Source organism: Streptomyces sp. NPDC034670 (genome assembly GCF_055574875.1).
The window spans coordinates 304,502-322,452 of record NZ_JBVITR010000001.1 but is presented as its reverse complement, the minus strand read 5'-3'; the positions used below and the strand labels follow the sequence as shown (position 1 = coordinate 322,452).

Below are 17,951 nucleotides of genomic sequence, written 5' to 3'. Positions count from 1 at the left end.
GCCGACGAATCCCCTTGAGGACAGCCAGACGGCGTCGGTCAGTCCATGAGTCAGACCCACCCGGAGAAGCCACCACACATCCTCACTGTCAGTCCCGGGGAAGCAGCGGTCCGAGCGGCCCGAGGTCCAGATTGAGGTCCTCGGGCCGCAGTCCGTAGCGCTCGCGCAGTTCCGTCATCCGCTCCTCGAGCAGCATCAGGGTGAGTCCGATCCGCTCCTCCTGCTCCTCGGTCAGGTCCCCCTCGTCGAACCGGCGCAGCGCCTGGCGCTCCATGAGCTGGCGCAGCAGCTCGACGACCGTGAGCACCAGCTTGACCAGGTCGCGCTCGACCGTGTCCGGCTCCAGGTCGAGCCGCCGGCGCCGGCCGTCGCGCGGGCCGGCGTGCGGCTCGTCGTGCCGGCCGTCGTGCGGGCCGGTGTGCGGCTCGTCGTGCCGGCCCGCGTGCCGGTCGTCGTCCCGGGGGGCCGTCAACGCGAGTCCTCGAAGGGGGAGGGGACCTGCGCGTTCACCGAGCTGATGAGCGCGTTGAGGTCGATGCGGACCAGGTCGACGTCCGCGATGCGCAGCGTGATGTCGCCCGTGATGACGACGCCGCCGGCCAGCAGGCGGTCGAGCAGGTCCACCAGGGCTATCTCCCGGCGCTCGACGACGGTCACGGCCCCTCCCCCGAGGCGGTGGTCTCCTCACCGGCGAACGAGTAGGCGGCCCAGGGACCGGTGAGTTCGACGCGTATGCCGGGGGCCCCGTCCTTCGTCCGGTCCACCTCCTCCACGAATTCCTCGGACTGCGAGCGCGGCACGAGATAGGCGGCGTTGAGCACGTTCCGTCCGGAGGCGCCGGAGAGCGTGGGACTCTGCGGTGCGTGCAGCCGGGAATCCTCCGCGCACGCGGAGAGCTTCTCGTGCAGCCGGGTCGCGAAGGCCTCGGCCCTCTGCCACAGCTCCTCCTGCGATTTCGTCCGCGTGCTCCGCTGCCGCAGGTAGTCCCGGCCGGACGCCGGCTTCGGCGCGGCGGCGGGTTCCGGCTCCGGGGTCGGCTCGAGGAAGACCTTGACGCCCCACTCCACCCGCCCCTCCAGCCGGTCCAGGGTCCGCAGGAAGCTCTCCTCGCGCTCCTCCATCATCGTCCGCAGGCCGCTGTCGTCCCGGAACACGGTGCCGAGCCGCAGCGGCAGCGGGGTGGTGACGGTGGTGAGCGCGTCGATCACGCCCTGGTGGGCGCGGGCGACCGCGGTCAGCCAGTCGAGGTCCTCCAGGTGCGCGCGGAGCGGCTCCTCGGCGAAGTCCGCCTCCGGCACGTGGCTGACGACGGCCACCAGGCCGCGGTGGGTCAGCAGCCGGGGCGGCTCGCCCCCCACGCCCGTCAACTGCGCCTGGAGCGGCGTGCCGAAGGGGCGGCAGACGGCGTAGACGTACCGCAGTCCGGTCACGGTGCCTCCTCCTGTGCGCGACGGCGGGGCTCCAGCTCCTCCAGCCGGGCCTCCTCCAGCCGGGCCAGCCGCTCGCGCAACTCGGCGTTCTCCCTGGCCAGTTCGTCCCGCCGGGCGCGCGAGGACAGGGCGGGGTCGGACTCCCACCAGTCGATCCCCATCTCCTTCGCCTTGTCGACGGAGGCGACGACGAGCCGCAGCTTGATGGTGAGCAGTTCGATGTCGAGCAGGTTGATGCGGATGTCGCCCGCGATGACGACGCCCTTGTCGAGCACCCGTTCCAGGATGTCGGCGAGGTTGGCGCCGCTGCCCTGGCCGTAGGGGTCGGGCAGCCGGCTCGGCGTCGTCATCGGCGGGTCCCGCTCTCCGCGTACTCGTCGTCGTACTCGTCCTCGTCCTCGGGTTCGTCCTCGTACTCCGCCTCGGGCTCGTCCTCGTACTCCGCCTCGTCCTCGGGCTCCTCCTCGTCCTCCTCCGCGGGCTCGTCCTCGCCTTCCTCGTACTCGTCGTACTCGTCCTCGGCGGGCTCCTCGCCGTCGCCCTCCTCCTCTTCCTCGTCGTACTCGGCTTCGGGCTCCTCGTCCCCGGCCTCCCCGGCTTCGGGCTCCGTGCCCTCGTCCTCCTCCTCGGCTCCGGGCTCCGCGTTCTCGTCCTCCTCCTCGGCGAGGACGTCGTCGTGGCTGCGGACGACCTCGCCGTCGCGGATCTCACCGCGCCAGCTGTCCTCGGCCTCCCCCTTGAGGGTGATGAAGCGGGCGAAGTTCTTCAGGTCGAGGCGGGCCCGGCGGCCCTGGGCGCGCCAGATGTTGCCGGTCTTCTCGAAGAAGCCCACCGGGTAGTACTCGATGATCAGCAGGACCCGGGTGAGGTTGTCGGCGAGGCGGTGGAAGGAGACGACGCCCCTCGTCGTGCCCTTGGCGCCCTCGGAGGACCAGGCGATGCGGTCGTCGGGGACCTGCTCGGTGGTCTTCGCCTTCCAGCTGCGGTTGGACCACCAGACCTTCACCTGCCAGTCCGAGGTGATGTCGTCGGACTTCTCGGCGTTCGTGACGCCCTTGGCGAAGGTGCTGAAGTCCTGGTACTGGGTCCACTGGTCGTAGGCCGTGCGCAGCGGGACCCCGACGTCGATGCTCTCGATGATGACGGTGGGCTTCTTGCTCGTGGAGCGCTTGCGCTTGCCCTCGCCACCGCCACCCAGGCCCTTCAGTCCGCCCATCACGTTGTCCTTGATCCGGGAGGCGCCGATCTCCACGGCGGAGCGCAGGGGGCTCTTGCCTTCGGCGATCTTGCGGCCGCCCTCGAGAGCGAGCTTGGCGAAGCCCGGGCTGTTGCCCTCGGCGATGTCGTTGAGCTTGTTCGTGGTCTCGCCGAGCTTGCGCCCGACACCGGTCAGCAGACGGGTGGCCTGGGCCGCGAGGTAGTCCTGCAGCTCGGCCTTGAGCCGGTCGGCGGCCTCGCTGTGGACCACGTCGGTGAGCGGACTGCCCTTGTCGCGCGCGGCGGAGGTGGCCGACCGAAGCGTCTCGGTCATCCCTCACCGCCTCCCTTCTGCGTACGGGAGCGGGTGCCCCGGGACGCGGCGGTCTTCTTGGCCGCCGTCTTCTTGGCCGCAGCCGTCTTCTTGGCGGCGGCCTTCTTCGCCGGAGGTGCCTTCTTGGCCTGGGCGGCCTTCTTCCCGGGTGCCTTCTTGGCGGGCGTCTTCCTCGCGGCCTCCTTCGGCGGGGTCCTCTCCTCCGCCGGCTCCTCGTCGTCCGGCCCGTCCCGCGGTGCGCGGTCCTCTTCCTCGACGTCCTCGGCGTCCTCGGCGTCCTCGGCGTCCTTCTTCCCGCCCGTCCCCGTCAGCCGGTCGCGCACATCGGCGGTACGGCCGTGGAGGCGGTCGGCGAGGGAGTTGATCTGCCGCTCGACCAGGGCACCGGAGGCCGCCTTGCCGACGCCGCTCAGATCACCGCGCAGCTGGTCGCCGATCTCCTTGAACTGCGGGTTGTCCCGCAGTTGCTGGGACACCAGGTCCGCGACCATCCGCGGGCTGAGGTTCAGTTTCCTGCCGGCCGCCAGACCGCCGACGGCGAGCGCCAGCTTCAGCTTCTTCGTCCGGCCGAGGAGGTATCCGGCCCCGATCGCGAGGCCCAGTCCCGTTCGGTTCACTGTGGTGCCGTCCCATCCCCTGTACCCGCGCCCGCGCGCGTTGCGGTCTCCAACCGGTCGAGAAGCTCGTCCTCCTGCCGGTCGAACTCGTCCTCCGTGATCTCTCCTGCCTCCAGCTGCTCCTCCAGCCGCGCCAGTTCGGCACGGATGGTGGCGGGGTCGTAGTAGATGCGCTCCGCCTCCTGGATCACCTGCCGGATGGCCCAGGCGCTGCCGCGCGCCGGGGCGAACGGCAGCAGCAGCACCTCCGAGATCAGGCCCATGTCGTCACCCCACTTCGGTGTCCGCCCCACCGGTCGCGGCGCCCGCCGGCTCGGCCGGACCGGGCTCGACGAAGCTGTACGGCGGCAGCGGACCGTTCAGGCGCACCTCCAGATGGGGCATGTCCTTGCGGACCTGCTCCACGGCCGCCAGGAACTCCTCCGCCGTCTCGCGCTTGACCAGGTAGGACACGTTGGCGAGCCAGCCCGTGGACTCGGGGCCCACGCTCACGGCGTCGGCGGCCGGTGCCAGCGCGCGCTCCAGCGCGGCGCCGTCCTCGGCCTCCCTGTCCTTGACCGCGGCGGCGACCATCTCGCCGAGCCGGATCTTGTCGTCGTAACTGCCGCCACCCGCCTGCCGATTGGCCTCCGCCAGGGCACGGATCTCCGGGTTGCCGGCCATCACGTGGTGCAGGACGGCCTCCTCGACGTGGTTGGCCTTGACGTTGTACTCGACCCGGCCGTCCAGCGCCTGCAGCCGCTCCGCGTAGTGCGCGGCCCGCTCGGCGAGGACACCGGTGACGGCGTCGTCGTCCGGGGCGACGCTGCCGAAGCGCATGGGCAGCACGCAGCCGGCCGCGCCGATCTCGCTGAGCACGTTCTGGTGGGCGAGCAGTTCCCTGCGCTTGGGACGCAGGCCCTCGGGGGCGTCGCTGACGACGGCCGCCAGCTCCCCCTCCCGCAGGATGCGCACCGGGCGCGGCGGGTCCCCGACGCCGCCCATGCCCTCGGGGAGCGACGGGTGCGAGGCCGCGGTGATGCCGTAGACGTAGGTGCTCACTCCTGCTCCTCCTTCCTGCGGGCGGACGTGCTCTTGCGGGTGCGCGGACGGGACTCGGTCTCGCCCTCACGCGCCTGCTTGAACGCGTCGGAGATGGTCTCGGCGGCGCCCGAGAGCGCCCCCTTGGACTTGCCGCGGGCGCCGGACTCGGTCACCTCGCCGACGATCTCGGGCAGGCCCGGGCTCTTCTTGGGGCCGGACTCCAGGTCGAGGCGGTTGCACGCCTCGGCGAAACGGAGGTACGTGTCGACACTGGCGACGACGACACGGACGTCAATCTTGAGAATTTCGATGCCGACCAGGGACACGCGCACGAATGCGTCGATGACGAGCCCCCTGTCCAGCACGAGTTCGAGCACGTCATAGAGGCCGCTGCTGCCGCCCCCTCCACCGGTCTGCTGCGCCGGTACGACTGTCATGCTGACGGTTCCTCCTTGTCTGTGGGTACGGATGTGAGTCCGGTCGGGCGGCCTAGCGGCCGCCGGACCTGCGCGCGTCGGACCGCCCGCGCTCGTAGCGACGGACACGCCGGTACCCGGTGAGCTGACCGTCGTGGTCCAGCTCCACCTGGTAGCTCGCCATCAGGCTCATCGTGTCGGGCACGCGCTCGAGTTCGAGCACCTCGACCTCCAGCGCCCAGCCCTCCTCCGTCTGCTCGAAGGACGACACGGACTCGGCCTCCATACCGGTGAGCTCCGCGAGCTGCCCGCGCGCCTGGCGCAGCACCTCCATCGGGCTCGGCCGTTTGGTCTTTCCGCTCTTTTCCTCGGTCGTACGGGATGCGGAAGAGTCCCGGGATTCCTGGGGTTCCTGTGATTCCTGTGACTCTTCGGTGTTTTTCGTGTTCGACATGGCCACCTCTCCCTCCGTGTGGCCGCATGTCTGTTCGCCAAACCTCCACCGACTCACCCGATCGCCACGTCCCCGCTGCGGACCGGGCCGGCCGGCGGTACCGCTCCCGGCCGCTCAGCCGCGCAGCGCCCGCAGCCGGCGGCGCGCGGGCCCCAGGGCACGGCCCCGGCGCGGCAGCGCGGCCCACGGGTCGGTGCGGGCCTGTTCGACGGCGTCCGCGACGGTCCAGCGGCGGGCGTGCAGCTCCGGATCGTCCAGCTGGTCCCAGGAGACGGGGGTGGCGACGGGGGCGCCGGGCAGGGCGCGGACGGTGTAGGGGGCGACCGCGGTCTGCGCGTAGGCGTTGCGCTGGATGTCGAGGTACAGCCGGTCGCCGCGGTCCTTCTTGCGGGCGGCGGTGGTGAGCCGGTCGGGACGGGCGGCGGCGAGGGTGTCGGCGACCTCGCGGGCGAAGGCGCGCACGTCGTCGAAGCCCTGGTCGCCGCTCAGCGGCACGACCACGTGCAGGCCGCGGGAGCCGGTGGTCATCAGCGCCGAGGGCAGCTCCAGCTCGCCGAGCAGCTCCCCCAGCAGCCGCGCCGCCTCCCGCACCGCCTCGAAGTCGTCGCCCGGGGGATCCAGGTCGAACACCAGCCGGTCGGGGCGGTCGACGGCGTCGGCGCCGTCGGCCCGGTCCGCGCGGGACAGCCAGCGGTGCAGGGTGATGCTCGCCTGGTCGACGAGGTAGAGGAGGGTGGCGGTGTCGTCGCACACCGTGTGCCGGACGGTGCCGCCCTCCTTGGCGACCTCGACGCGGGTGATCCACTCCGGGTAGCCGGCGGGGGTGTTCTTCTGCATGAACCGGGGGCCGCCGATGCCGTCCGGGCGCCGGTCCAGCATCAGCGGGCGGCCCCGCAGGTGGGGCAGCATGAACGGGGCGACGGCCCGGTGGTAGTCGACGAGGTCGCCCTTGGTGTACTCCTTGGCGTCCCCGCCGCCGGGGAAGAGCACCTTGTCCGGCCGGCGGATCCCCACCGTGCGGCGGCCGGCCCGCACCGTCCGCACGCCGTCGTCGGTCACGGCACGATCGCCTCCTCCACCAGCAGCCGGCCGGCCGCCGCGATCGACTCGGCGTCGATGCCCGCGGCGTGCAGCTGCTCGCCGGGAGAGGCCGAACCCGGCATGACGCGCACGGCCAGCCGCACCAGGCGCGGTACGGGGCGCCCGTCGGCGAAGGCCTCGAGGACGGCGTCGCCGAGACCGCCCTCGGGGTGGTGGTCCTCCACGGTCACCAGGCAGCCGGTCTCCTCGGCCGCCGTGCGCAGGGTGTCCCGGTCGACGGGCTTGACCGAGTACAGGTCGATCACCCGCACGGCGATGCCCTCCCCCGCCAGGGCGTCCGCGGCGGCCAGCGCCTCGGGCACGGTGACGCCCGCCGCGACGAGGGTGAGCCGGTCGCGGTCGGAGGAGCGCAGCACCTTGCTGCCACCCACGGGGAACTCCTCGTCGGGCCCGTAGATCACCGGGCTCTCGCCGCGCGAGGTGCGCAGGTAGCGGATGCCGTCGAGGTCGGCCATCCCGGCGACCAGCCGCGCCGTCTGGTTGGCGTCGCACGGGTACAGCACGGTCGAGCCGTGCACCGCCCGCATCATCGCCAGGTCCTCGAGGCCCATCTGGCTGGGCCCGTCCTGGCCGATCGCGACACCCGCGTGCGAGCCGACGAGGTTCAGGCCGGAGCCGCTGATCGACGCCATGCGGATGAAGTCGTGGGCGCGGGTCAGGAAGGCGGCGAAGGTGGAGGCGTACGGCGTCCAGCCGCGCGCCGCCATGCCGACCGCCGCGGCGACCATCTGCTGCTCGGCGATGTAGCACTCGAAGTAGCGCTCCGGGTGCTCCTTGGCGAAGAACTCCGCACGCGTGGAGTCGCCGACCTCCCCGTCGAGGGCGACGACGTCGCCGCGCGCGGTGCCGAGGGCGGCCAGCGCCTCCCCGAAGGCGTTCCGGGTGGCCACCTCCTCGCCCGTGTCCCAGCGGGGCAGTTCGGGGCCGGTGGTGCTCCCGGCGGACGGCGCTCCCGCTCCGGGCGTGCCGGAGCCGGACGGCGCCTGCACCCGGATCCGCAGGTCGCGCGGGCCGCCGAGCTCGGCGATCGCGTCCTCGGCCTTCGGCAGCGGCTTGCCGTGCAGGCCCTCGCGGTCCTGGACGGCCTCGACACCCTTGCCCTTGAGGGTGCGGGCGAGGATCACGGTGGGCTGCCCCGCGGTGGAGAGGGCCTCCCCGTAGGCGCGGTCGACGGCGTCCACGTCGTGGCCGTCCACCTCGACGGTGTGCCAGCCGAAGGCCTGGAAGCGCCGGGCGTAGGCGTCGAGGTCGTGGCCGTGCCGGGTGGGGCCGCGCTGGCCGAGCCGGTTGACGTCCACGATCGCCGTGAGGTTGTCCAGGTGCTCGTACGCGGCCTGCTCGGCCGCCTCCCAGACCGAGCCCTCGGCCAGCTCGCTGTCGCCGCACAGCACCCACACCCGGTGGTCGGCCCCCTCCAGCCGCTTCCCGGCCAGCGCGATGCCGACGCCCACCGGGAGGCCCTGGCCCAGCGAGCCGGTGGCCGTCTCCACCCAGGGCAGCCGCCGGGGCGTGGGGTGCCCCTCGAGGCGGCTGCCCTGCTTGCGGAAGGTGAGCAGCTCCTCGTCGTCGATGGCGCCGACCGCCTTGTACACCGCGTACATCAGGGGCGAGGCGTGGCCCTTGGAGAGGACGAAGCGGTCGTTGCCCGGGTGGTCGGGACGGTCGAAGTCGTAGCGGAAGCGGCGGGCGAACAGGACGGCCATCAGGTCCGCCGCCGACATCGAGGACGTGGGGTGCCCGGAACCCGCGGCGGCCGCGGCACGGACGCTGTCCACGCGCAGCTGCTGTCCGAGATCGACGAGTTCACCGGTGTTCATGAGTCTCCTTCGACGGGATCTGCGGGATCTGCGGGGGTGTCGGTGCGCTTGACGGGGCCCGGGGCGGCACCGGAGCCCGGGGGCGGCTGGCCGGCGGGCGGCGCGGGGACGGGCCGGCTCTTCGCGGGCTCACCACCGGGCTGGCTCTTCGCGGGCTCGCCACCGGGCTGGTTCTTCGCGGGCTCACCACCGGGCTGGTTCTTCCCGGGCTCGCCACCGGGCTGGTTCTTCCCGGGCTCACCACCGGACCGGCTCTTCGCGGACTCACCACCGGACCGGCTCTTCGCCGGTTCACCGCCGGAACGGTTCCCCGCGGGCTCGGCCCCGGACCGGTTCCCCGCCCGCCCGGCCGGTACCCGCGCCAGCTCCGGGGACGCCGTGTCCAGGGGCACCGACCACGACCGTACGAGCCCCAACTGAACGGCCTGGCGCGGCAGTACGGCGTCCAGGAGCCAGTCGGCGGCGACGCGCACCCGGTTGCCCGGCATCGCCGCGAGGTGGTAGCCGCGGGCGACCGCTCCCGCGGCCGGCCCGGACAGGGGCACGCCGAGCGGGTTGGCGGCGGCCTTGACGCCGCCCAGGTCCACCACGAACCCCAGGTCCTTGTGACGGTAGGCGCGCCGTTCGCCGTCGCCGAACGACGCGGCGATGTTGTGCGCGCAGACCTTGCCCTGCCGCCAGGCGTGCTGCGCGGTCATCGGGGTGTACGCCCCGGGCTTCTCCAGGTCGGGCACCGCCGCCGCGTCGCCGCAGGCGAACACCTCCGGCCGGCCCGGCACCTGGAGGTGCGGGTCGACGAGCAGCCGGCCGCGCTCCATGGGCAGCCCGAGCGACTCGGCGAGCGGGTCGGGCCGCACGCCGACGCACCACACCACCGTGCGGGTGTCGACGAACTCGCCGTCGGTCAGCAGCACCCCCTCGTGCGTGGCCTCCTTCACGGAGGTGCCCATGCGGACGTCTACGCCCCGTTCGCGCAGCACCTTGTCGGCGGTGCGCGAGAGCCGTTCGTCCAGCTCGGGCAGGACCCGGTCGGCGATGTCCAGCAGCAGCCAACGCGGCCGCATGCCGGTGCGCATGGGGTGCCTGCTCACCTGTGCGTCGGTGAACAGCTGCCCGTGCGCGGCGACTTCGGTGCCGGTGTAGCCGGCGCCGACCACCACGAAGGTGCACCGGGCGGCGCAGCTCTTGGAGTCGTCGGCGGCGGCCGCCAGCTCCACCTGCCGGGTCACGTGGTCGCGCAGGTACAGCGCCTCGGGCAGGCCCCGGAAGCCGTGCGCGTGCTCGGCGACGCCGGGGATGGGCAGCAGTTTGTTGACGCTGCCGGCGGCGAGCACCAGCCGGTCGTAGGCGAGGGTGCCGCCGTCGCCCTCGGGGCCGGTGTAGTGCACGGTCCGCCCGTCGAGGTCGATGCGGTCGGCCTCCCCCAGCACCAGCCGCACGTGCGGCAGGGTGTCGGAGAGGGAGACGGTGACCCGGCGCGGTTCCAGGATGCCGGCGGCGACCTGGGGCAGCAGGGGCAGGTACAGGAAGTAGTCGGTCGGATTGAGCAGGGTGATCTCGGCCCGGCCCCGGGCCAGCCGGGACAGGGTCCGGGCCGTGCGGTACCCGGCGAAGCCGGCACCGACGATCACGATGCGGGGTCGACTCACGGTTCGCCTCCGGCGCTGTCGCATACCTCGGGAGACTTCCGCGTCCCCCCGGCCGGGTGCGCCAAACGTCTCCCACCGCACGACGGTGCCGCCGCGGCTCCGGCGGGCCGGGGGCCGGGGACCCTGCGGAGGGGGCGTCCCGGCCGCCGCGCCCGGCGAAGGGCCGGACCGTCGCCGGCCGGCCCTTCGGGGTCCTCCTGTGCGGCGGCGCGTGCCCCGCCCCGCCGCCGCGGGTCACGCCCGGGGTGCCTCGGCGCCGCCCTCCCCGCGGTGGCCGCTCCCGCCGTGGTCGCCGTGCGGCCGTCGCGGCGGTACGGCTCCCGTGGTGGGCGGGACGGACGGCATCGGCGGGACGGGCGCCGCCGTACCGCCGGACGTCGTGGGACCGCCGGAGGGCGTGTGCCGCTGCCCGGGGACGGTGGTCCGGCCCGGGGCGGACCCGGCGGCCGAGGGCCGGGCGGCGTTGCGCAGGGCGTAGGCGAGGGCGCCCAGCACGGCGGCCGTGATCAGCGCGGCGGCCCAGTCCGGCAGGACCTGGGCGAGCGCGAGCCCCACGGCCAGGGCGACGGCCGCGCCCGCGTACAGGGCCAGGGCGCCGGACGCGGCGTACAGCGCGGCCTTGCGTCGCTGCTTGCGCGTCTGTTCGCGCAGTTCGTCGCGTACGGTCTCGCGCGCCACCTGGGCCAGCTCGTCGACCAGGTGCTTGTCCAGATGCTCCAAGTGCTCCAAGCGCTGCATGGCCGCCGGGTACCCGGGGCCCGGAGCGCGTAACGCCTCCGGAGGGGTCGGGCGGGAAGGTCGTCCGGGAGCGGTCCCCCGTCCGGCCCGGCCCAACTAGGCTCCTCGCCATGGAGATTCTGGGTGCCACACTGCGCGTCTGCGTCGACGACATCGAGACCGCCATCCCCTTCTACGAGCGGTTGGCGGGCGGCCGGGCCCTCCGGTTCGAGCGGGGCGGTGTCCAGGTCGCCGCGGTGGGCTGCTTCCTGCTGATGAGCGGTCCCGCGGCCGAGCTGGAGGTGCTGCGCAAGGTCGCGGCGACGATCGCGGTGAAGGACGTGGAGGAGGCCCACCGGGTACTGGCCGAGCTGGGCGCCGACGTCATCGCGGGCCCGGTGCCCACCCCGGCGGGCCGCAACCTGATCGTGCGTCACCCGGACGGAGTGGTCTACGAGTACGTGGACCGCCACCGGGCGTGACCGGTGACGGTCACGGATCAGGACGGCGCGAAGGCGGACACCAGGACGTCGGCGAGCAGCGCGCCGGCCGTCGCGTCCGGGTCGGGGTCGTGGACGGTGACGGTGAGGCCGGCGCACTGCGGTGCGGCGAGCAACGGGCGCAGCAGGGCGACGGGTTCGTCCGGTGCGAGACCGCCCGGGTCGGGGCTGTCGACGGCGGGCACGACGGAGGGGGGCGTCCACCACGACGGTGTTCCTCAGGCGGTCATCCTCGCCGAGGGCGGTTCCACCCTCGGCTTCCCTGCGAGTCGGGGCGGGTGGGGACCGGCCGGGTGGCGTCAGCCGGGGTCACCGTCTCGCTGGTGATCGCCCAGCGTTGGTGGTCGCGCCAGGCGCCGTCGACGAAGAGCATCTTCGGTGAGAAGCCCTCCAGGCGGAACCCGCAGGCGCGGGCCAGGGCGATGGACGCGGCGTTGCCGGGCTGCACGTTGATCTCCAGCCGGTGCAGCCGCATCGGGCCGAAGGCGTGGCGCACCACGAGGTCCAGCCCCTCGCGCATCAGCCCGCGCCCCGCCGCGTGCGCGAAGGCCCCGTAGCCCAGCGCGCCGCACCGGAAGCCGCCCCCGACGATGTTGTTGATGTTGATGAACCCGGCGAGGGCGCCGTCCGCCTCCTTCTCGCAGACCAGGAAGCCCGCCTTCGCGGGGTCCTCGATCAGCCGCCGCGCGTACGCGGAGTACGCCGACGGGTTGTCCGGCGGGAACAGCCAGGGGTGGTGCAGGTCCTTGCTCTCCCGGACGCGGGCGGTGAACTCGGCACCGTCCGCGTGGGTGAAGTGGCGCAGCCCCACGCGAGGACCCTCGGCGAGGTAGCGGGCGGCGGTGTGCGGCACCCTGCCAGCCTACGACGCGCCCCGCACGAGGGCTCCGGGGCCTTCGCGCGGCTCGGCGCGGTGGGCTCAGCTCAGCGCCGGCTCGTCCAGCGTGAGCGTCCCCGCGTCCGCGTCGAGCTCGGCCGCGACGCCGAAGGGCACGGTGAGCGCGTCGTCGCAGTGCCCGAACCCGAACTGCTCGGCCACCGGCACGCCCAGGGGGCCGAGCCGGTCGGCGAGCAGCGCCCGCACCCCCTCGTACGGCTCGCACCGCGCCCAGGACCCGAGCAGCAGCCCCGCGACCCCGTCCAGCCAGCCGGCCCGCAGCAGCTGGGTGAGGTAGCGGTCCAGCCGGTACGTCTCCTCCCCCACGTCCTCCAGGCACAGCAGCCCGCCGCGGGCGCCGGGCCGGGCGTGCGGGGTGCCGAGGTCGGCGGCGAGCAGCGAGAGGCAGCCGCCGAGCGTGACCCCGCGCGCCCGCCCGGGGACGAGCGCGGTGCCGTCGGAGCGGACGGTCCGGACGGTCTCCGGGGCGAAGAGGGTGGCCCTGAGGTGGTCCTGTGCCCGCGCGCTCTTGGTGAAGTCGACGCCCGCGGCCATCGGTCCGTGCAGCGTGACCAGGCCGAGCCGGACCGCGAACGCCTCGTGCAGCGCGGTGATGTCGCTGAACCCGACGAACACCTTCGGCCCGGCCGCCCGCATCGCGTCCCAGTCGAGCAGGTCGGCCACGCGCTGCGCGCCGTAGCCGCCGCGGGCGCAGATCACCGCGTCGACGGCCGGGTCGCACCACGCGGACTGCAGGTCGGCGGCCCGGTCGGCGTCGGCGCCCGCCAGGTGGCCGAGCGCGTCGTGCCGGTCCAGGACATGGGGCGCCACCACCGGGTCGAGGCCCCAGCCGCGCAGCACGTCGAGCCCGGCCCGGAGCCGTTCCCCGGGCACCGGGCCGCTGGGCGCGACGACGGCCACCCGGGCGCCGGGGGCCAGCCGGGCCGGCCGTCGCAGCGGTTCCACCCGGCTCATCCGGCCAGTTCCAGGGCCGGGACGTCCGGTGCCTTCAGCCCGAACACCTGGGCGTACAGGGAGAGTTCCGCCTCGAGTGCGCGCACCAGGGTCTCCGTGCGGCGGAACCCGTGCCCCTCCCCCTCGAAGGCGAGGTAGGCGTGCGGCACTCCCCGGCCGGCCAGCCGGGCCAGGAACCGCTCGCACTGCGCGGGCGGGCAGATCACGTCGTCCAGGCCCTGGAGCAGGACGAACGGCGCGGTGAGCCGGTCCGCACGGGCGACGGGCGAGCGTTCCTCGTACCGCTCGGGGACCTCGGCGCGCGGGCCGATCAGGCTCTCCAGGTACCGGGACTCGAAGTCGTGGGTCCCCCCGGTGCTCCAGTCGGCGAGGTCGAGCACCGGGTAGAGGATGGTGCCGCAGGCGTAGACGTCGGTCGTGGTGAGGGAGACGGCCGCGGTCCAGCCGCCGGCGCTGCCGCCCCGGACGGCGAGCCGCGCGCGGTCGGCGGTGCCCTCGTCGGCGAGGGCCAGCGCGACGGCGGCGCAGTCCTCGACGTCGACCACGCCCCACTGCCCGCGCAGCCGGTCGCGGTAGGCGCGCCCGTACCCGGTCGAGCCGCCGTAGTCGACCTCGACGACGCCGATGCCGCGCGAGGTGAAGTAGGCGATCTCCAGGTCGAGCACCAGCGGCGACCGGCCGGTGGGGCCGCCGTGCGCCCGGATCACGTACGGGGGCTTCTCGTCCGCGGGGCCGGCGCACCCGGGGTGGTGCGGCGGATGGACGTGGGCGTGGATCTCACGGCCGTCCGGTCCGGTGAACGTGCGGCTGTGCGGCTCGGGGTAGTAGGCGGGGTCCACGGCGTCCCGGTGCGCGCAGCCGATCACCCGGGCCCGTCCCGTCCGGGTGTCCAGCTCCACCACCTCGGGGGCGCTGCGCGGACCGGCCCCGACGGCGACGACCCGCTCGCCGTACACCGTGAGGGCGGGCGCGAACTCGGTCCAGGGTCCGGCGGCGTCGACGACCTCGCCGCTCTCCGGGTCGAGCACGCCGAGGGCGGCGGCCCCCCGGCCGTGCACCACGGCGATCAGGCCGCCGTCCAGCGGGGCGAACCAGCGGGAGCCCGGCTTCCACAGCGGTCCGCCGAACTCCTCCTCGCGCGGGCAGAGCGCCTCCCCGTCCCGGTAGAGGTTCCACCAGCCGGTGCGGTCGCTCGCGTACAGCAGCCGGCCGTCGTGGGTCCAGTCGACCTGGGCGACGGACTCCTCCGGTCCGCCGGCGACCGTCCGGACGTCCCGGAGGGCGCCGTCGCCGGTGACGTCGGCGAGGAGCAGTTCGGTGCCGTCCCACGGCATGCGCGGGTGGTCCCAGGCGAGCCAGGCGGCACGCCGCCCGTCCGGCGCCAGACGCGGGCCGGTGACGAACCGGTGCCGGTCGTCGCTCAGCTCGCGCACGGCGCCCCGGTCCCCGGCGGCGGAGCCGTCCAGCGGGACGGCGGCCAGCACGCGCCGCACGTCACCGGGGCCCTCGCCGGTGAACTCCTCCAGGACGCACCACACCTCGCCGCGCTCCGGCAGCAGGACCGGCTCGACCCAGCGCAGCCCCTGGCCCACCGGGGACACCGGGGTGAGCGGACGCGGCTCACCGCCCGGCTCGTACCGGTACAGGCGCTGGTCGGCGAAGTTCACGAACACCACGAGCGGGCCGCCCTCCCGCACGGTCCCGGCCCAGGGGCGGCCGCCGTACTCCATGACCCGGCTGCGCACGTTCCACGGTGCGGGCAGGGCGGGCTCCTCCCGCCCGTCGGTGTGCCGCCGCACCAGGGTGCGCCGGCCGCCCTCGGCGGGCCGGGGCTCGGTCCACCACACCTCGTCGCCGACGAAGCCCACGTACTCCGGGCTGCCGTCGTGCGCCGCGGCGGTGGCCGCGTCGATGGGCGAGGGCCACTCGCCGTACGCCAGGATCCGCACCGTCTCCCCCTCGCTCAGGCCGTCCGCAGGAACCGGTCGAGGACGCGGACGCCGAAGTGGAGCGCCTCGACCGGGACGCGCTCGTCGACCCCGTGGAACAGGGCCTGGTAGTCGAGGCCCTCCGGCAGCCTCAGCGGCGCGAACCCGTAGCCGGTGACGCCCAGCCGCGAGAACTGCTTGGCGTCGGTGCCGCCGGACATGCAGTACGGCACCACGTGCCCCTCGGGGGCGAACTCCTCCACGGCGGCGCGCATCCGCCGGTACGTCGGTGAGTCCACGGGCGCCTGGAGGGCCGTCTCGCGGTGGTGGAACTCCCAGTCCACGTCCGGTCCGGTGAGCCGGTCCAGGGTCGCGCGGAACTCGTCCTCGCCGCCGGGCAGGAAACGGCCGTCGACGTACGCCACGGCCTGGCCCGGGATCACGTTGACCTTGTAACCGGCGTCGAGCATCGTCGGGTTGGCGCTGTTGCGGACGGTGGCCTCGACGAGCTTCGCGGCGGGGCCGAGCTTGTCCAGCAGCGCGTCCACGTCGGTCAGGTCCGTCTCGATGCCGTAGACGGCGGCGAGTTCGGTGAGGGCGGCCCGCACGGTCGGGGTGATCCGCAGCGGCCACTCGTGCTCGCCGATGCGGGCGAGGGCGGCGGCCAGGCGGGTCACCGCGTTCTCCCGGTTGACCTTGGAGCCGTGTCCGGCCCGGCCGCGCGCGGTGAGCTTCAGCCAGCCCGTGCCGCGCTCGCCGGCCGCGATCGGGTACAACTGCCGCCCGGCGCCGTCGTGGAAGGTGAACGCGCCCGACTCGCCGACGCCCTCGGTGCAGCCCTCGAAGAGGTGGGCGTGCCGGTCGGCGAGGAAGCCGGAGCCGTCCACGGCGCTGTCCTCCTCGTCGGCGGTGAACGCGACCACGATGTCCCGCCGGGGCCGCACGCCCCGGCGCGCCCAGGCCCGCACCACGGCGAGGATCATCGCGTCCATGTTCTTCATGTCGACCGCGCCGCGCCCCCAGACGACCCCGTCGCGGACCTCCCCGGAGAACGGGTGCACGCTCCAGTCGGCGGCCTCGGCCGGTACGACGTCCAGGTGGCCGTGGACGAGCAGCGCGTCGGCCGACGGGTCGGTGCCCTCCAGCCGCGCGACCACGTTGGTCCGGCCCGGGGTGCGTTCGAGGAGCACCGGCTCCAGCCCCGCCTCGGCGAGCCGCGCGGCGGCGTACTCGGCGGCGGGCCGCTCCCGGCAGTCCCCCCCGCCCCGGTTGGTCGTGTCGATCCGGATCAGGTCGGACGTGAACCTCACGACCTCGTCCAGGGCCTGCTCGTCAGCCATACTGCTCCTCCACCGCGGCCGAGGCGATCGTGGTGACCGCCTTGAAGGTGCGGATCGCCTCGTACATGGTCGCGCTGGTGTACGCGACCTTCCGCTCGCCGGTGCGGGCCACGCCCGGCACGACGGTCACGGCCGTCACCAGGTGCTCGGCGTCGAACTCCACCGCCACGGTGAACGGCCCGCCGTCGACCGGTTCCCGGCGCACCGCCGACGCGGTCGCGTCCTTCGCCGCCGCGCGGATGTCGGCGGCCGTCCTGGCCGGCGTGCGGCAGACCGCGGCGTACCGCGACACGTGGTCCTTGACGGCGACCTTCCGCGCCTCGGGCGCGTAGCCGAGCGCGTCCTCGCACGCGACGTCGTCGCCGGTGACCAGCACCACCGGTACGCCGTACTCGGCGGCCACGTGCGCGTTGAGCAGCCCCTCGCTGGCCCGTACGCCGTCGAGCCACACGCCGGTGACGGAGTTGGCGAGGAAGGTGTGCGCGAGGACGCCCTCCATGCCGGCGCCGGCGTGGTAGCCGACGAACGCGACGCCGTCGACGTCGCCGTACTGCACGCCTTCGACCATGGACAGGGACTTGTGCCGCCCGGTGAGCATCCGCGCCCGCTCGTCCAGCCGCTCCAGCAGCAGGTTGCGCATGGTCCAGTGGGCCTCGTTGATCAGCACCTCGTCGGCGCCGCCGTCGAAGAATCCCTGCACGGCCGCGTTGACGTCCGAGGTGAACATCGACCGGCACCGCTCCCACTGGGGAGTCCCCGGCAGCACGTCGGCCGGCCAGGTGACACCGGTGGCACCCTCCATGTCGGCGCTGATGAGGATCTTCATGCGCACACGCTACGTGGTCCGGCCGAATCCCGGCCAGCCCGTGGATGACCTCCGCCGGTCCCGGCCGACGGCGCGCCGGACCGGCGAGGGGCGCCCCGCGCCGGTCCGGCGCGGCCTACGCGGGGCGTCCCGTCACGTGCCGGGCGGACGGGAGTCCGACGCGGACGCCGTCGGGGCCGTGCCCCGCGGCGACCGGCGGGGTGCCGCCCGCCGCCGGCCCCCGTGCGGCCCGCTCGCCGTGCTCCCGGCGCCCGGCCCGCCGGGGCGCGCTCCGGCCGGACGTGACCGGCACCCGGTCGTCCCGGCCGAACTCCAGGACCGGGCAGCCGAGTTCGAGCACCCGGGCGACGATGCGGGCGCCGGCGGTGACGCTCAGGCCGGGCAGGAGCCCGGGGAGCGCGCGGGCGAGGTCCCCGGAGCCGGGGAAGTCGGTGTGCGGCGCGAAGCCGGGCGCGACCCGTTCGCACGCGCCTGCTCCGTCCGTGTGCGGGCCGCCCGCGTCGACGGCCAGCACCAGCAGCCGCTCCGGGTCCTGGCCCACCAGCGGATAGGCCCACCACAGCACGTCGAGGCGGTCCGTCCCGGAGACGGTCAGCCGGGCGCGGCCCGCGGCCTGCCGGGCCCCCCCCCGGCCGGGGGGGGGACCCGGGGCCCGGCCTCCGTGGGCCGCGCCCGCCCCTCCAGGGGAGGGCCCCTTCTCCCCCGGACGGGTCCCAGAGACAGGGAGCAAGTCGGCAGCCTGGCGGACAA

General features: G+C 74.4%; 22 protein-coding genes. 1 reads left to right on the top strand and 21 read right to left on the bottom strand.

Going from position 1 to position 17,951, the window contains the following annotated elements; genetic code table 11:
- Positions 1-88: 88 nt before the first annotated feature.
- The 14 genes from ACZ56B_RS01440 to ACZ56B_RS01375 form a co-directional block, all read right to left on the bottom strand.
- Positions 89-346, bottom strand: a complete 258-nt coding sequence (locus ACZ56B_RS01440; protein ID WP_437097189.1) for a gas vesicle protein K — start codon at positions 344-346, stop codon at positions 89-91.
- A 122-nt stretch (positions 347-468) separates the two neighbouring features.
- Positions 469-657: a gas vesicle protein gene (locus ACZ56B_RS01435; RefSeq protein WP_468785005.1), complete on the bottom strand. Its 189-nt coding sequence runs from the start codon at positions 655-657 to the stop codon at positions 469-471.
- A complete protein-coding gene (locus tag ACZ56B_RS01430; RefSeq protein ID WP_468785003.1) occupies positions 654-1,430 on the bottom strand; it encodes a GvpL/GvpF family gas vesicle protein in 777 nt (258 codons plus the stop codon). The genes ACZ56B_RS01435 and ACZ56B_RS01430 overlap by 4 nt, the downstream gene beginning before the upstream one ends.
- Positions 1,427-1,780, bottom strand: coding sequence for a gas vesicle protein (locus tag ACZ56B_RS01425; protein WP_468785001.1), 354 nt, complete (start codon positions 1,778-1,780; stop codon positions 1,427-1,429). The genes ACZ56B_RS01430 and ACZ56B_RS01425 overlap by 4 nt, the downstream gene beginning before the upstream one ends.
- On the bottom strand, positions 1,777-2,961 hold the full coding sequence (locus ACZ56B_RS01420; protein WP_468784999.1) for an SRPBCC family protein: 1,185 nt from the start codon (positions 2,959-2,961) through the stop codon (positions 1,777-1,779). Before ACZ56B_RS01420 ends, ACZ56B_RS01425 begins: the two co-directional genes overlap by 4 nt.
- The gene (locus tag ACZ56B_RS01415; protein WP_468784997.1) at positions 2,958-3,578 is read right to left on the bottom strand and encodes a DNA primase; all 621 of its coding nucleotides are present in this window, start codon (positions 3,576-3,578) and stop codon (positions 2,958-2,960) included. Before ACZ56B_RS01415 ends, ACZ56B_RS01420 begins: the two co-directional genes overlap by 4 nt.
- On the bottom strand, positions 3,575-3,841 hold the full coding sequence (locus ACZ56B_RS01410) for a gas vesicle protein GvpG (protein WP_468784995.1): 267 nt from the start codon (positions 3,839-3,841) through the stop codon (positions 3,575-3,577). Before ACZ56B_RS01410 ends, ACZ56B_RS01415 begins: the two co-directional genes overlap by 4 nt.
- Before the next feature lie 4 nt (positions 3,842-3,845).
- A complete protein-coding gene (locus ACZ56B_RS01405; protein WP_468784993.1) occupies positions 3,846-4,619 on the bottom strand; it encodes a GvpL/GvpF family gas vesicle protein in 774 nt (257 codons plus the stop codon).
- Complete coding sequence (locus ACZ56B_RS01400; protein WP_468784991.1) at positions 4,616-5,038, bottom strand: gas vesicle structural protein GvpA; 423 nt, start codon at positions 5,036-5,038, stop codon at positions 4,616-4,618. Before ACZ56B_RS01400 ends, ACZ56B_RS01405 begins: the two co-directional genes overlap by 4 nt.
- A gap of 52 nt (positions 5,039-5,090) precedes the next feature.
- Positions 5,091-5,471: a gas vesicle protein GvpO gene (locus ACZ56B_RS01395; protein ID WP_468784989.1), complete on the bottom strand. Its 381-nt coding sequence runs from the start codon at positions 5,469-5,471 to the stop codon at positions 5,091-5,093.
- Between the two features lie 114 nt (positions 5,472-5,585).
- Positions 5,586-6,530: a non-homologous end-joining DNA ligase gene (ligD, locus tag ACZ56B_RS01390; protein ID WP_468784987.1), complete on the bottom strand. Its 945-nt coding sequence runs from the start codon at positions 6,528-6,530 to the stop codon at positions 5,586-5,588.
- The gene (locus tag ACZ56B_RS01385; protein ID WP_468784985.1) at positions 6,527-8,389 is read right to left on the bottom strand and encodes a transketolase; all 1,863 of its coding nucleotides are present in this window, start codon (positions 8,387-8,389) and stop codon (positions 6,527-6,529) included. Before ACZ56B_RS01385 ends, ligD begins: the two co-directional genes overlap by 4 nt.
- Positions 8,386-10,038, bottom strand: a complete 1,653-nt coding sequence (locus ACZ56B_RS01380) for an NAD(P)/FAD-dependent oxidoreductase (RefSeq protein WP_468784983.1) — start codon at positions 10,036-10,038, stop codon at positions 8,386-8,388. The genes ACZ56B_RS01385 and ACZ56B_RS01380 overlap by 4 nt, the downstream gene beginning before the upstream one ends.
- Before the next feature lie 234 nt (positions 10,039-10,272).
- Positions 10,273-10,776 (bottom strand): phage holin family protein, encoded by a 504-nt coding sequence (locus tag ACZ56B_RS01375; protein ID WP_468784981.1) that lies wholly within the window; start codon positions 10,774-10,776, stop codon positions 10,273-10,275.
- 110 nt (positions 10,777-10,886) lie between these two features.
- On the opposite strand from ACZ56B_RS01375, the gene ACZ56B_RS01370 reads away from it, so the two are divergent.
- A complete protein-coding gene (locus ACZ56B_RS01370) occupies positions 10,887-11,237 on the top strand; it encodes a VOC family protein (RefSeq protein ID WP_468784979.1) in 351 nt (116 codons plus the stop codon).
- A gap of 17 nt (positions 11,238-11,254) precedes the next feature.
- On the opposite strand, the gene ACZ56B_RS01365 is transcribed toward ACZ56B_RS01370, so the two are convergent.
- From ACZ56B_RS01365 to ACZ56B_RS01335, 7 genes are all read right to left on the bottom strand, one after another.
- Positions 11,255-11,440 carry a hypothetical protein gene (locus ACZ56B_RS01365; protein ID WP_468784977.1) on the bottom strand — a complete coding sequence of 62 codons (186 nt, stop codon included), beginning with the start codon at positions 11,438-11,440 and terminating at the stop codon, positions 11,255-11,257.
- A gap of 41 nt (positions 11,441-11,481) precedes the next feature.
- Positions 11,482-12,108: a GNAT family N-acetyltransferase gene (locus tag ACZ56B_RS01360; protein ID WP_468784975.1), complete on the bottom strand. Its 627-nt coding sequence runs from the start codon at positions 12,106-12,108 to the stop codon at positions 11,482-11,484.
- 66 nt (positions 12,109-12,174) lie between these two features.
- The gene (locus tag ACZ56B_RS01355) at positions 12,175-13,107 is read right to left on the bottom strand and encodes a S66 peptidase family protein (protein WP_468784973.1); all 933 of its coding nucleotides are present in this window, start codon (positions 13,105-13,107) and stop codon (positions 12,175-12,177) included.
- Positions 13,104-15,056, bottom strand: a complete 1,953-nt coding sequence (locus ACZ56B_RS01350; protein WP_468784971.1) for a prolyl oligopeptidase family serine peptidase — start codon at positions 15,054-15,056, stop codon at positions 13,104-13,106. Before ACZ56B_RS01350 ends, ACZ56B_RS01355 begins: the two co-directional genes overlap by 4 nt.
- Positions 15,057-15,070: 14 nt before the next feature.
- Positions 15,071-16,375: a M20/M25/M40 family metallo-hydrolase gene (locus ACZ56B_RS01345; protein WP_468784969.1), complete on the bottom strand. Its 1,305-nt coding sequence runs from the start codon at positions 16,373-16,375 to the stop codon at positions 15,071-15,073.
- Positions 16,368-17,201 (bottom strand): M55 family metallopeptidase, encoded by an 834-nt coding sequence (locus ACZ56B_RS01340; protein ID WP_468784967.1) that lies wholly within the window; start codon positions 17,199-17,201, stop codon positions 16,368-16,370. Before ACZ56B_RS01340 ends, ACZ56B_RS01345 begins: the two co-directional genes overlap by 8 nt.
- 115 nt (positions 17,202-17,316) lie before the next feature.
- On the bottom strand, positions 17,317-17,766 hold the full coding sequence (locus tag ACZ56B_RS01335) for a hypothetical protein (RefSeq protein ID WP_468784965.1): 450 nt from the start codon (positions 17,764-17,766) through the stop codon (positions 17,317-17,319).
- Positions 17,767-17,951 lie beyond the last annotated feature (185 nt).

What these genes read in the sequence shown, in the direction of transcription:
- ACZ56B_RS01425 (WP_468785001.1), bottom strand. Translation starts at nt 1,780, where the DNA reads ATGACGACGCCGAGCCGGCTGCCCGACCCCTACGGCCAGGGCAGCGGC.
- ACZ56B_RS01420 (WP_468784999.1), bottom strand. Translation starts at nt 2,961, where the DNA reads ATGACCGAGACGCTTCGGTCGGCCACCTCCGCCGCGCGCGACAAGGGC.
- ACZ56B_RS01410 (WP_468784995.1), bottom strand. Translation starts at nt 3,841, where the DNA reads ATGGGCCTGATCTCGGAGGTGCTGCTGCTGCCGTTCGCCCCGGCGCGC.
- ACZ56B_RS01400 (WP_468784991.1), bottom strand. Translation starts at nt 5,038, where the DNA reads ATGACAGTCGTACCGGCGCAGCAGACCGGTGGAGGGGGCGGCAGCAGC.
- ACZ56B_RS01395 (WP_468784989.1), bottom strand. Translation starts at nt 5,471, where the DNA reads ATGTCGAACACGAAAAACACCGAAGAGTCACAGGAATCACAGGAACCC.
- ACZ56B_RS01385 (WP_468784985.1), bottom strand. Translation starts at nt 8,389, where the DNA reads ATGAACACCGGTGAACTCGTCGATCTCGGACAGCAGCTGCGCGTGGAC.
- ACZ56B_RS01375 (WP_468784981.1), bottom strand. Translation starts at nt 10,776, where the DNA reads ATGCAGCGCTTGGAGCACTTGGAGCATCTGGACAAGCACCTGGTCGAC.
- ACZ56B_RS01370 (WP_468784979.1), top strand. Translation starts at nt 10,887, where the DNA reads ATGGAGATTCTGGGTGCCACACTGCGCGTCTGCGTCGACGACATCGAG.
- ACZ56B_RS01355 (WP_468784973.1), bottom strand. Translation starts at nt 13,107, where the DNA reads ATGAGCCGGGTGGAACCGCTGCGACGGCCGGCCCGGCTGGCCCCCGGC.
- ACZ56B_RS01345 (WP_468784969.1), bottom strand. Translation starts at nt 16,375, where the DNA reads ATGGCTGACGAGCAGGCCCTGGACGAGGTCGTGAGGTTCACGTCCGAC.
- ACZ56B_RS01340 (WP_468784967.1), bottom strand. Translation starts at nt 17,201, where the DNA reads ATGAAGATCCTCATCAGCGCCGACATGGAGGGTGCCACCGGTGTCACC.